Here is a 13047-nt window from a genome sequence, read left to right as displayed (position 1 = left end):
TCCCTTTGCGAGTTTAACGGTGCTAGCCACCAGGAACCGTCTAAGGACATCAACCGATTTTTCAACAACTGTACGTTCCGGCGTCCGCAATGGACGCCGGAACGTAGTGTTATATACGGTAGCTATTGCTGCTGACGAACCAAGCCGGATCGGATTCATCGTTTCCAAGAGTGTTGGGAACGCTGTTGTCAGGAACCTCGTTAAGAGGAGACTGAGGGAAGCCGGTGCTTTGTCGTTGCAGGATTACGGTACCGGGTTCGCCATTGTGGTCCGGGCACTGCCTGCGGCCGCGGCTGCCAGCTGGGACCAACTGCTGGCAGATTACAACGCCGCTCTGGAAACGACCATGAAACGGCTGGGCGGCCGCCTTCCTCGGGCCGCGTCAGCGGTTTCACGGGAAACAACACAGGAAGGGACACCGCGTGCGTAACGCCATTGCCGCCGTCGTCCGTTTCCTCAAAACAGCAGCGCTCCTCATGGGCAAGACGCTCTGGAACCTGCCCCGCAACTTTCTTATCCTGCTGCTGATGGCCTACCGCAAGGTGATTTCGCCCTTGTACGGCCAGGTCTGCCGCTTCTTTCCTTCGTGCTCGGCGTACGCCCTCGAAGCAATCACGGTGCACGGCGCCGTGAAAGGAAGCTGGCTGGCGGCCCGGCGCCTGGCGCGCTGCCATCCCTGGAACGCCGGCGGCGTGGACCACGTCCCCGCCGGCCACCGCCACTGGCCCGAACACCGGACCCCCACAATTGTTGTACTGAACAACCCGGACAAGTACCTGGCTGCACAGTCTGATGGAGAAGGCCGCACTGCGGCCTGACGAATAGGGATATCGTATGGACTTCTTTGAAACAATCATGTTTCCGTTCAAGTGGCTGGTTTCCATCATCATGGTGGGCTTCCACGAGGGCCTGAGCACCATTGGCCTGCCGGCTGCCAACGGCTGGACGTGGACGCTGTCCATCATCGGGCTTGTGCTGGTGATCCGTGCCGCCCTGATCCCTGTGTTCGTCAAGCAGATCAAGGCCCAGCGCGGCATGCAGCTCCTGCAGCCGGACCTCAAGAAGCTGCAGGAGAAGTACAAGGGCAAGACCGACCAGCTCTCCCGCCAGGCTATGGCGCAGGAACAGATGGCCATGTACAAGAAGCACGGGACCAACCCGTTCTCTGCCTGCCTGCCCATGCTGATCCAGATGCCGTTCTTCTTCGCGCTGTTCCAGGTGCTCTCCGGCATCACCACGAGCGCCCAGGCGGGCAAGGGCATCGGCGCCATGAGCCACGAACAGGTGGTCCAGTTCGATCAGTCGAGCATCTTCGGCGCCCCGTTGTCCGCCACGCTGCTTCATGGCACGCCCCCCGGCGGCAATGTTGTGGCGGTGTGGATCCTCTCCATTGTGATGATCCTGGCGATGACGGCATCGCAGTTCATCACGCAGAAGCAGATCATGGCCAAGAACATGTCCGAAGAGGCCATGGCCAGCCCGTTCATGCGCCAGCAGAAAATGATGCTCTACATCCTGCCCCTTGTGTTCGGTGTGGGTGGCATCAACTTCCCCATTGGTGTGCTGATCTACTGGACCACCACCAACCTCTGGACCATGGCACAGCAGTTCTTCGTCATCCGCCGCATGCCGACGCCGGGATCCCCGGCCGCCAAGGCCCTCGCCGAGCGCCGCGCCGCCAAGGGCCTTCCGGCCCTGCCCATCCTGGGAGGCAAGAAGGTCGACGTCGAGGCTGAAGCCGCCGCGGCAGCCGCCATCGCCGAGGCCAAGGGCCAGCGCATCCAGCCACAACGTAAGAACAGGAAGAAGAAGTAATGTCTGTCGATAGCACCGAAAACGCCGTTACCGCCGAGGCCATTGAAGACCAGGATGACGCCCGGGACGAGAGCCAGGATTCGGGCAAGGGTTCTTCCGCGAGCCGGCTGGAAGAGGAAGGCGACGTCGCGGCCGACTATCTTGAAGAGCTGCTGGACATCGCCGACATTGACGGCGACATCGACATCGAGGTCCGGAATGGACGGACCTACATTTCCATCGTGGCCGAGGAAGAGTCCTCAGGGTTGGACAGCCTCGTCGGCCGTGACGGTGAAGTGCTGGAAGCCCTGCAGGAGCTGACCCGCCTTTCCGTACTCTCAGCCACCGAAAACCGGTCCCGGCTGGTGCTGGACATCAACGGATACCGGCAGGAGCGCGCCGGCCACCTGCAGAAGATCGCAGAGGACGCCGTGGCCTCCGTCAAGGAATCCGGAAACGCTGTGGCGCTGGAGCCGATGAGCGCTTACGAGCGGAAGATCGTTCACGACGCTGTGGCCGATCTTGGTTTCGTCAGCGAATCCGAAGGCGAAGGTGCCGGGAGGCACATCGTTGTCTCCGCAGACTGAAGACGCCGGGACGCTGACAATGGTTGACATCACTGCCGCGGAGCTGAAGGCAGCCGAGGCGATCTTCGGTGATCGCCTGGAACTTGCGAAGCGCTATGTGGAGCACCTGGCGACCTCCGGGACCGAGCGGGGACTCATCGGCCCCCGCGAAATTCCCCGGCTCTGGAGCCGACACGTACTGAACTGTGCCGTCATTGAGCGGGAAATCGCTTCCGGCAGCCACGTCGCTGACGTTGGGAGCGGTGCCGGGCTGCCGGGCTTGTGCCTGGCCATCGCCCGTCCCGATCTGGAACTGACGCTGATCGAGCCGCTGGAACGCCGGGTGATCTGGCTGCAGGAAGTCGTAGACGATCTTGGGCTGACTAACGTCACCGTGATGCGCACCCGCGCCGAACTGGCTGTGGGTATGGTGAACGCCGATGTCGTCACGGCGCGGGCAGTGTCCGCGTTGTCGAACCTGGCCGGTCTGACCATCCCCCTGCTTGCGGGCAAGGGCGAGGTCGTGGCCATCAAGGGACGCAGTGCCGGCGAGGAAATCGAGAAGGCTGCCAAAGCCATCCGGAAGCTCGGTGGCGTGCAGACATCCGTCGTAGTAGTCGGTGAGGACCTCCTGGAGGAACCCACCACTGTGGTCCGAATCATCGTTAATAAGAAGCAAAAGATTGCCTAGCCGCTGGCCCGGTGCCACAGGACTTTAGGGGGAAGCGGTTAGGCTAGTGAACGGCAGAAAAAGCCGAATGAGAGTGAGTGTGTCACAGTGACCAGTAGCGAAGCCTCCACACAGCGGATACCCCCGTTTGTGTCCCTGGGGTCCGCACGGGCCATTGTTGCGCCCTCAATCGCGCAGAGTGACTCGTGGAATCATCTGAATTCGGTTACAAACCGCTCCAAGTCGACCGCAGTTTCACGTGAAACTTCGAACTCGGTCAGCGGGAACATCATGGACTCCATCGATGACTCGAGCCCCATCGCCCGCGACCTCGCGCACGAGAACAAACGCCGTGAGCGTTTGATCGGCCGGCAGCTTCCCAAGCCTGAGAAAACCCGCGTCTTCACGGTTTCAAACCAGAAGGGCGGCGTTGGCAAGACCACCACCACGGTGAACATCGCCGCTGCCCTCGCGGCTGCGGGACTGAACGTCCTTGTCATTGACATTGATCCCCAGGGCAATGCCTCCACGGCCCTCGGGATAGAGCACCATGCGGATGTGGACAGCATCTATGATGTCCTAATCAACGATTTGCCCCTCAAGGATGTTGTGGCTCCGTGCCCGGACATAGCCAACCTGATTTGTGCCCCCGCCACTATCCACCTGGCCGGTGCAGAAATCGAACTCGTCTCCCTCGTTGCCAGGGAGCAGCGGCTTCGGCGTGCGATTGACGTCTACGCCAAGGAACGCCAGAAGGCAGGCGAGGCGCGTCTTGATTACATCTTCATCGACTGCCCGCCGAGCCTTGGCCTTCTCACCGTCAACGCCTTCTGCGCCGCCGGCGAGGTCCTGATCCCCATCCAGTGCGAGTACTACGCACTGGAAGGCCTCAGCCAACTCCTGAAGAACATCGAAATGATCCAGAAGCACCTCAACGCGGACCTGGTTGTTTCGACGATTCTCCTCACCATGTACGACGGCCGCACGAACCTTGCAGCACAGGTGGCTGCCGAAGTCCGTCAGCACTTCCCTGACCAGGTCCTTGGTGCAGTGGTTCCGCGGTCCGTCAGGATCTCGGAGGCACCCAGTTACCAGCAGACTGTGATGACCTACGATCCGTCCTCCAGCGGTGCACTCTCCTACTTGGAAGCCGCAGCGGAAATCGCTGAACGTTAGAATTTTCAACAATTGCACTAGCCAGAGCCGGGTCTGCCGGGCTCTTCCATTGGAGGGATTTATCCATGAGCGATAAGCGACGCGGCCTCGGTCGTGGTCTTGGCGCACTCATTCCAAGTTCCGCTCCGGCTAACGCTTCGGGTAACGGCGCAGCGCCTTCACGCCCTGTTGACCTGTTTTTCCCGGAAGCCAGGAAGAGGCCGACGACGGCCGCCAGCGTTCTCATTGAAGAGGACGCAGCTGCTTCGGCACCAGAAAAGCCAAGCTCCGAGAAATCTCTGACCGAGAATTCCTCGGCTGAAAAGACTTCTGAAAACAAGGCAGCTGCCCGGAACACTGTTGCCAGCTCCGGTGCCGCAAAGCAGTCCGGTGCTGCTGCACAGAATGAGGCCGGTTCAAGCCCGGCTACGGACACCGACGACGGACCGGAGCTGGTGGAGGTTCCCGGCGTCCGGTTCGCTGAGATTCCGGTCGGTGACATTCATCCGAACCGAAAGCAGCCCCGTTCCGTCTTCGATGAGGACGACATGGCGGAGCTTATCCACTCCGTCCGCGAAATAGGCGTCCTCCAGCCAATTGTGGTCCGCACTTCAACCGAAAAAGGTGGCGAACCGTTTGAGCTCGTCATGGGCGAACGTCGCTGGCGTGCAGTACAGGCGGCAGGGCTCGAAACCATCCCGGCAATCGTCAGGGACACCACGGATGACGACCTGCTTCGGGACGCACTCCTTGAAAACCTTCACCGTAGCCAGCTGAACCCCCTCGAAGAAGCCGCTGCATACCAGCAGCTGCTCGAGGACTTTGGCACGACGCACGAGCAGCTTGCCGACCGCATTGGCCGCTCGCGTCCCCAGGTCTCAAATACACTCCGTCTCCTGAAGCTGCCGCCGCTGGTCCAGCGCCGGGTCGCTGCCAGTGTTTTGTCCGCGGGCCATGCACGGGCCCTACTTGCCCTTCCTGATGCGGCAGCGATGGAACGTCTGGCCCAGAAAATCGTGGCAGAGGGAATGTCGGTTCGCGCAACGGAGGAAGCTGTCACTCTGTACCAGAGCCCGGCGGCACCCACTAAGAACAACGTCCCCCGCCCGGGCGCACGCCACGAACGCTTGGATTACCTCGCATCGTCGCTTTCCGACCGGCTGGACACCAATGTCAAGATCTCCCTCGGCGCCAGGAAAGGGCGCGTGAGCATCGAGTTCGCCAGCGTGGAAGACCTGAACCGGATCATGGAAGTTCTGTCACCTGGTTCCGAGAACTAAGACTGCACCACGGAGTTGGGCCTGTTTCACGTGAAACAGGCCCTTTTCGTTTGTCCCTTGAAGCGGCGTTGTTGCTCAAGTCGGGCCAGGGCAGTTGTGTACTGCTGCTGTCGTTGCTGCACATGCAGTTGGAAGTGATGCCGCTTGTGCGGGCGTCGACTCGTGGGCGTTGCTAGTTTGGCGTCACATCCGGCGATGCTCCGTGTGGGGATGGGACGCCCTGCTTTCCGACGCAACCCCCTTGGCACGGGCGGCTGGATGGGGCTCTGCGGGGCTGCTGAAGTGCTCCCTGAGGCAGTCTGGGGCCTCTGTGGGGCCCGGTCCGCTGTTTGCTGATCCAGTGCCACTCCAGCCGCGAACGGTGGGCCTGCAGCGTTACGCAGGGCACACAGCGGTTCCGAAGCACCTATATTGGACGATTTGTGAGCTGGAATTACGTGGAAACCGCTTGTCTCCCCTTCTCGGTAGGTTTCGCGCCTCAAGGGATGTCGCCAAGCCCAGCCATCACTGCACGCTTCTGTGGGAGGAGTGCCGTTCGATCAGGAGGTCGTACTCTTTTTGCTGCGGTAGTCGATCCGATTCCCTCTGCTGCGGCTCCGGAACGCCGCTCCGAGTCATGCTCTGCATTTGATTGAAAGCCATCGGCGCCAGCCGACACGATGAACAAGCCGGATTTCACCAATATGGACTTCTTTGGTGGCCCGAAGGTTGGGCGGAACAGACACGATGGTTCTATCTGTGTGGTCAGGACAGGGAGTCTGCCTCTGGGCTCCTCCGTTCGGCCTGATATCTCTTCCCAGCTCCTGGGGCTGCGCAGTTTGAAATGCCGTCATGTTTCACGTGAAACGCGGTGGCCACGGCGGTCAGCTGCGGGTGCACTGGGCACGACGAGGATGATGGGGCATGCCGTCTGGCGCATTCTCGGATTCCGGAGGCTGTGGGGGCGCAAGTACTGGGTGACTCAATGCCACACTGTCTTGGAACGGGGTGCGAATGGACATCGCCAAGGACTACTGCCACGCTTCATCCGGTAGTTTTTGCCGGCACATTCAGGAGGGTGCAGATGCGGATAGCGCGCCAAGAACCACGGCAGGTAGGCCGTGGTCAATACACCAAACCGTGGTCTGTCTACGTCGATGGTGTGACCATCGCCAGGATTTCAGTCCTCCAGAAGACTGGTCCTTGTGTCCGTAGGACCCTTGTTGGTGTTGCTTCCGCCCCTGTTTAGGCTGCAACAGCATGCCTCGCGGGCAGTCTGTTGGTGGCTGTCAGCGCCGAAGGAGTACTTCCCGTGAGGATCAAGCTGTTTGGTAGTTGCGGCAGTCATCAGGTAACTCCTTGCTGTGAACTCCACTTTGCAGCAGAGGAGCTTGTTGGAATCGGCGACTTCGATTTTGATGACGCGCTCGTCGGCAACTCGACTTGATCTTGGGGGCGTACCCAGAATGCAGGGCCCAGGTTGCACGGTCAACGAGCAAGGAGAGGGGACGGGTGGTGACGGCGCATGGATCCGAGATGTTTCACGTGAAACGTGGTCATCGCCTTTGACGGGCGGACCCGCCTTCCTCCGAGGACGTGTATTGGGCTAGTCGATGTGTGGTCGACCGCGGCGACGCCGCAACACTGAATCGCTCATGGGGCCACGTCTCGTTAGGACATCAACTATGTCTCCCCTGTGGCTACGGGTCCGCCGTCAGCGGAGGCGCCGATGCTCTGAAGCCGCAACCGAGCCGACGACGGGGTTCGACTTTGGTGCGACTCAGGATCCGTCAGCTGGCGATCGGGGATGGTGATCGAACCTGTATGTTTCACGTGAAACGTAGAACATACTGGTTGAACCAAGTAGTCATATTTAATTAGCCGTGGACGGAGATGGCTCTGCGATTCCGTGGTGGATAGCCATTAGGGACACTCTTCCATTGAACCCCAATTGCCCATGGCCCCACGACGCTATGATGCGCTGGGCTCCCCCGGTGCAGCGGCTGCGATGCCGCCGACAGGCCGACGGTCAGATGCACTTGAATCCGCCGCAGTTTTTCTCGAATCCCTCTTCGTCCAGAACCGCGTCCCCAACCTACCGGGCTAGCCCTAGTGCCTCCGCAGATTCTCGATCGAAAGCCTCGGCCAACTCCAGCTAGCCCCGCGTCGAGTGTAGGCAGCCTCCCCCGCGGGAATGTCGACTGCGCGCGAATTCGATGGATCACTAGTCACGGCAGTCCGCCGCACTGGGGGCGTCATTGGGTTTCACGACGAGTTCCTCGCGTCGTATCGAACCGCCTGGACGTTCCTTCCCATAGCGACGCGAGTGATCCTGGTCTTGAACCGTTGCTCGGAACCCCGCGGCGGGTGGTGCCTGGCTGGAAACCATAGAATGAATTTTCGTGCGCTGCTGCCCGTAGCCCAACTTTGCTTTTAGGAGGCCGCGCCTTTGCGGGGTCTGCGCGTCGACTTTGCTCGTTGACCGCCGATCCGGATGTGTCGTTCCTTTCGAATCGCGTCCGCGATCCGGCGGCCTGCCAATGGGGGCGCCGGCCTAGCCGAAACTCTGGGCATCCCCACATCACCATCGTTTGAGCACGACGCCGTTGAACCCAGGAAGAAGCGACAACAAGGAGGTCCAGTATGTGTTCTCTCGCTGGCATTGTGATGTCTCTGGTCCTGCGGCGCGGAGTCTTCTCTTACCCTTGGGGTGGCGCGTGAAGGTCTCCAAGTCCCTTGCCCAAGACCAGGCGGAGCGGACACACCGGTGCATAACGAGGTGCATAACGTGGTGGATATCCCTGTGGATAACTTTGTGGATAGAGCCGGGATGACACGCTCTCACTCAGGTCCTACGCGGGCGAACGTCAGCAGGCCGAAAGGCCGTTTTTGCGTCGTCGCCTTGCGTGTTTCACGTGAAACATCGCTCGCCGTTCCATTCGAGGCGAAGCAGCGCCAAAATGCAGCAATTTCGGCCAATATCGCCCGTTTCTAGCGTCTTTTGCGTCTCATCTTGATGAATAATCAGTACACTTCACAACCGTCGCTTTAAGTGACTCGCGCCACACGCGAGGGTCGACCGATAACCGAGTCGGATATGTCGAAAGTCACAATGAGTACCCCACCGCCCGGCCTGTGGATAAGCTTGTGGATATCGTCTGTGGAGAAATGAATCAGAACTGGGGAAAAGCTGGTTGCAGGACTGCTCCGCGGTGAATCGAATGATATCCGGCTGTGCGCCCGACAGGCGCATCACAGTGAAGAAGTTCGTGTGATTGCCTCGGGAACGCCGCAGAAAGAGAAGCCTCCCTGGCGCAAAATCGTCCCAGCCAGTGCCTGATGGTTGGCATCGAATGCTCCGATGAACGCCTTGTGCCCAGTCTGAATGGCCCGAAAAGATGGAGACCTCGGGGCTCTTCACCCGACCCGCACCCCATGCGCCGTCGATAAGGATGAAGCTATGGCAGGTGCCGAGCCTCTAGTAGGAACCGTGTTTGTCAGCGTCCAGTGGTACGGGATCCATGAGATGGTCCTTCTCACCCGCCCGGCCAAAGTGGACATTCGACTAAGACACCGAAGGGTGCGTGCGCCAGGTACAGCGCTCAAGCTCCATCTCGGGTCAGGTCCCCAAGACTCCCTCGAGGCAGGTCCCACGGACCAGTTTGAGCCGGGCTGCAGAGCAGTCCGCCCTGAGAGGCGTTCTCCAGTCTCGCGCTCGGAATCCGTTGGCAGTGGTGCACGGCTACGCATCGACGTTCAGCGCCTTTGCGGCTAGTCCTCGGGGGGAGCCGTACACTGTCCGGATGATCTGCCCGGCCGGGATTCGCGATGGCACATGTATGTGTGGTCGGGAGGCTGCAACGGGCGACTTCGCGTGAAGTCGTTATGGTTGGTGGCTCAACGTATCCGGCAAGGGTGGGTGCTGGCCGAGACGCCGGCGCATGGCGCTCCTCGGGATCCACTTCCAGTCTGGCAGGAGCGGCCCGCCTGGATCAGGACGCCCTGTTCGGAATGCAAGCAGCTTGATGCGGCGGGTTCAGGGCAGCCGGAGGATCGAGATGAATCATCGATAGTCTCGGAATCACGGAGCTCCCGTTGTAGTCTGAGCCATGGGCTGTTGGAGTCAGTGCGCGGATCTGTCGGCGTGCCTCCTGTAGGCTTCCGTAGAGATCCCTAGCGACGCACCAGGCCGGGCGTGCAGTGGCGGCAACAACGCGGGCGTGTGGTTGCGCCCCTAGAGAAGCGGTGAGAGAGCCGCCGCTCCACCAGACTGGGACCACTTGCACCACAGTGGACAGGCCAGATCTTCGCGCAGCAGCAACCGATGTTCCCTGGACATGATGGTTCGAAAGAAGCTTCCTCGATCGCTGGATTTTGCACGCGCAACTTGTGGCCGGGCATATGATCAATTGTTTACGCCCGTTGCTGGTGTCAGCTTCTAAGCGGAGACGACAGGAGCCCAGCATATGGTCAGGACAGGCTGGTTCTGGTGGCTAGTGAGACCGACTGCCGATCTACCACAGCCTTGAATGATGCCGTGAGTAGCTGTATGACTGAGGGCGGTTGCTGCCCCTGCAGGAGATTGGAAGTGGATAGCGCCGCATTGCTTCGCGAATCATGCGACACACTTCTTCGTGCTGCCCGGGGCGTAGCCCGCAAGAAGCCACTTGGGCCGCGATGTGTTCCTTTGGCTATTCCCGCACATTGAACTCCGAAGGTCCTCTAGACGATGCCGTGAAATCCAGATCGGTTACTAAGTGCAAATGAAATCCGTGTTTCACGTGAAACATAGTTGGGCGTTCCGTGTCCCATCACCTTCCAGGCCCACATCGTCCGCTTGGTTTTGGCGCCGTGTGCGGCGCACATTGCCTTTCCAGCGCAGCCCACAACATTGGCTGAAGAAGCCGGGGCACCCGATTCCCCTTTCCTTCCTGCGTTCGTTCGGTATCCCTCCGCTCGTGCTGTCCATGTGCCCCCGGAAGAGTACACGGTGATGGTCCGAGCGGTTCCCACACGCATTTGGCGCACTGTTTCACGTGAAACAATATTGGGGCCCGCCGAGCTGTCGACCCACTTCCGGAATGACAGTTCAGAATGTGGAGCAGTTAGATATACACCTGGATGCCGCAATACATGACCTCCAGCGCCAATTGGACTATGGGCGACTGCTAGTGCCCGCTGAAATAGCGATCGGTGGAGTGCTTCGCGGTCCGTTTAGGGGCGGCGTAAACCCTGCGGTGGAGATCCAAGTGCGGTCCGGTAGTAGTTGCCACAACAGGGTTTGTTTTCACGGAGCAGCCGACCGGAGGACCACCGATCAGATCGGTTCAGTCCCTGGCGGGAATAGCCGGCTGTGCAATCTCCACTTCAGCTGGATCACCGTAGTGGGCAGAGTGGCCCCTGCCGGCAGAGCCAACAAGTGCACACAATAGCGGGATAGGCTGCGGTGCCCCGAAATTCACCCTCGAGGCGTAGGGATTCAGGTCTGTCCGGGCATCGTCGAGCCTTGGAATTGCTCCCCACACCGCTGCTCCCCTTCAGCAGGGCTGAGCATCAGTGTTGCCCCATGGTGCGCTTCTGATCTGCAAACTGGGCTGGGCCGTGAGGTTCGCAATGGGCTTGGCCTGGTGGTTCGCACTGGGAAGTGATTGAGCTTTGGAACGGCCCGTCGTCTCGGATGTTTCACGTGAAACGTTCGAGCACCCCAGGTGGTGATTCCTCGTTTGACGTGATCGGGACGAATGGCAGATCGCCGTCGTCGGGCTGCACCCCGCTCCCTTGCGTGACCCGTACCCCACGGTCCGTTATCAGTTGCTGGGTTCGATTCTGAGGACCTTGGCCGCCCGGCCTTGTTCCAAGTTCCGAGCGTGCGGCGGGCGGGCTTCGATGACGCAGAAGTGAATCCCGGTAACGGCAGCAAAAAACAGCCGGTCCAGAGGCCGTTCGATTAGCCGCGGAGAGCGAGCTATTTTGGGTGCAGACTCGACCCATGTGGCACCTGAACCAATCGAAACCCCTAGGGAAGAACTCATCAGCACACAATAGTGGTTCATAGCCACATTCTCCTGGTACTTGAAGCCGACAAGAAGTCCCACGCGCGTCGGCGAATAGTGTCCTATGCCCTCCGCCGGACGACGTTCGTTGATCTCCGGGACTCCCGGGCCCCTGACGTGCAACGCATTCTGGAAGCTCTCGGATCCGATGGGAACATCGATCACATGATCCGGGTGCACTCCATTTGGGCCTTCGACTTGCCCGCATGCCTAGCGTTCTGTGGGTGCGACGCGTCTACGTGTTTTCCACCTCGGGAAGCGGCCACCGGCTTGAACGTCGCCGGCGATAGGCGCTCCAAAGTGGACTCAGTGGATCAAGTCGAAATCGCCGCCGGTGGAAATCAACTCGGACACGCCTTGGCGGTGCAGCTGCACGGACGCAATGGCCACTTCTGCGCGCACGCCCATCCCCTAGCTGCGACCCTGTGGGTTCATGACGGGCCAAGCGGAGACGCGCTCCCGCGGTCCGGGGTAGGGGGCCAACGACATGCTGTACGCGACTTGGAGGTTCCAGAGCAGAGATTCCGGAACCTGGGATGCGTGCGTTCCCTCCGAAATCTGTAAGGGTTTGCCGTTAGTGGTTAGGGCACTTGGCGCGGCGTGCATAGGTCGGTGGCAACCGGGAAGAAAGGGTGCCGTGAAGTCGTAGGACTCGAGGCATCCCCAGACTAGGAATGTGCCATTCCCCCAGTTTCCTGTTTCACGTGAAACATCGGCATTCAGAAACTGGTGAACGAGACTGCGCCGTCATTCCCTCCTTCGCCGGCGCGAACCTCCTTGGGGCCACACGCCCGGTCGACTCCGACCACATCGGCCTTCACGCATTTAGGTCAGATTGTTTCACGTGAAACAGTTGCCGTCAGATCCGCTTCTTCAGGTGCTGGTACCCCCCAGGACCGTATCCGGACGGGTTGCAGTGTCCCCAGGTAAGGGCAAAATCGTAGCGTCGGCCAGGGGCCGTTCTGAAGAAGAGCACCGTTTGATACAACTCACCAGAGTTGGGCTCTCTGAGCGACTCCCCCAGTTGCCCACTGGAGCCACTCACGCCTCAAGCCTTGATTCCCACCTCAAACGGCTACTTGCATCTCAAGCGAATACTCCCAACCCACCGGGACATCGCCCAAGAAACGAAAAACGGTGGCCATCACCCTGATGAGTGATGGCCACCGTTTCTGCGACCGGAGCCCGCGGCGCTTGATCGGCCCTAGGCGGTCAACGAGCTACGACAGGACGTCGGCGAATTCCTTCTCGAAGAACTGCTTCGGCTTGGCGCCGATGACGGTGTTCTTCACCTCGCCACCCTGGAACAGGTAGACGGCCGGAATTGAGGTGATGCCGTACTCGGCTGCGATAGCCGGGTTGTCGTCAACGTTTACCTTGACGACATTGACCTTCTCGCTGTACTCAACGGAGATCTCGTCCAGGATCGGGCCCAGCTTGCGGCAGGGACCGCACCATTCGGCCCAGAAGTCCACGATGACCGGCTTGTCGGCCGACAGTACATCCGTGCTGAAACTTGCGTCCGTTACGTCTTTTGCGTTGCTCATTAG

General features: G+C 60.1%; 9 protein-coding genes. 8 read left to right on the top strand and 1 reads right to left on the bottom strand.

Features of this window, described 5'->3' with window-relative positions:
• The first annotated feature begins 19 nt into the window (after nt 1–19).
• The 8 genes from rnpA (at nt 20) to CXQ91_RS25290 (ending at nt 6891) form a co-directional block, all read left to right on the top strand.
• Nucleotides 20–430 (top strand): ribonuclease P protein component, encoded by a 411-nt coding sequence (gene rnpA / locus CXQ91_RS14455; RefSeq protein WP_104174609.1) that lies wholly within the window; start codon nt 20–22, stop codon nt 428–430.
• Entirely contained in the window at nt 423–818 is a 396-nt protein-coding gene (gene yidD / locus CXQ91_RS14450) for a membrane protein insertion efficiency factor YidD (protein ID WP_104174608.1), read from the top strand. The genes rnpA and yidD overlap by 8 nt, the downstream gene beginning before the upstream one ends.
• 16 nt (nt 819–834) lie before the next feature.
• Nucleotides 835–1815 carry a membrane protein insertase YidC gene (gene yidC / locus CXQ91_RS14445; protein ID WP_104174607.1) on the top strand — a complete coding sequence of 327 codons (981 nt, stop codon included), beginning with the start codon at nt 835–837 and terminating at the stop codon, nt 1813–1815.
• A complete protein-coding gene (locus CXQ91_RS14440) occupies nt 1815–2381 on the top strand; it encodes a R3H domain-containing nucleic acid-binding protein (RefSeq protein WP_104174606.1) in 567 nt (188 codons plus the stop codon). The genes yidC and CXQ91_RS14440 overlap by 1 nt, the downstream gene beginning before the upstream one ends.
• 19 nt (nt 2382–2400) lie before the next feature.
• Nucleotides 2401–3051, top strand: a complete 651-nt coding sequence (gene rsmG / locus CXQ91_RS14435; protein WP_104174605.1) for a 16S rRNA (guanine(527)-N(7))-methyltransferase RsmG — start codon at nt 2401–2403, stop codon at nt 3049–3051.
• 87 nt (nt 3052–3138) lie between these two features.
• The gene (locus CXQ91_RS14430) at nt 3139–4206 is read left to right on the top strand and encodes a ParA family protein (protein ID WP_104174604.1); all 1068 of its coding nucleotides are present in this window, start codon (nt 3139–3141) and stop codon (nt 4204–4206) included.
• Nucleotides 4207–4271: 65 nt separating this feature from the next.
• Nucleotides 4272–5465 carry a ParB/RepB/Spo0J family partition protein gene (locus CXQ91_RS14425; protein ID WP_104174603.1) on the top strand — a complete coding sequence of 398 codons (1194 nt, stop codon included), beginning with the start codon at nt 4272–4274 and terminating at the stop codon, nt 5463–5465.
• Between the two features lie 1291 nt (nt 5466–6756).
• Nucleotides 6757–6891, top strand: a complete 135-nt coding sequence (locus tag CXQ91_RS25290; RefSeq protein WP_258073993.1) for a hypothetical protein — start codon at nt 6757–6759, stop codon at nt 6889–6891.
• Nucleotides 6892–12717: 5826 nt separating this feature from the next.
• Here the strand turns inward: CXQ91_RS25290 and trxA are convergent.
• Entirely contained in the window at nt 12718–13044 is a 327-nt protein-coding gene (trxA, locus tag CXQ91_RS14415) for a thioredoxin (RefSeq protein WP_011693983.1), read from the bottom strand.
• Nucleotides 13045–13047 lie beyond the last annotated feature (3 nt).

It is taken from the genome of Arthrobacter sp. Y81 (assembly GCF_002929335.1).
Classification (GTDB): Bacteria; Actinomycetota; Actinomycetes; order Actinomycetales; family Micrococcaceae; genus Arthrobacter.
The sequence above is the reverse complement of the archived record's forward strand: the minus strand, read 5'-3'. Positions and strand labels throughout refer to the sequence as shown.

Coding starts and splice junctions, on each gene's coding strand:
- yidC (WP_104174607.1), top strand. CDS start 835: ATGGACTTCTTTGAAACAATCATGTTTCCGTTCAAGTGGCTGGTTTCC.
- CXQ91_RS14440 (WP_104174606.1), top strand. CDS start 1,815: ATGTCTGTCGATAGCACCGAAAACGCCGTTACCGCCGAGGCCATTGAA.
- rsmG (WP_104174605.1), top strand. CDS start 2,401: ATGGTTGACATCACTGCCGCGGAGCTGAAGGCAGCCGAGGCGATCTTC.
- CXQ91_RS14425 (WP_104174603.1), top strand. CDS start 4,272: ATGAGCGATAAGCGACGCGGCCTCGGTCGTGGTCTTGGCGCACTCATT.
- trxA (WP_011693983.1), bottom strand. CDS start 13,044: ATGAGCAACGCAAAAGACGTAACGGACGCAAGTTTCAGCACGGATGTA.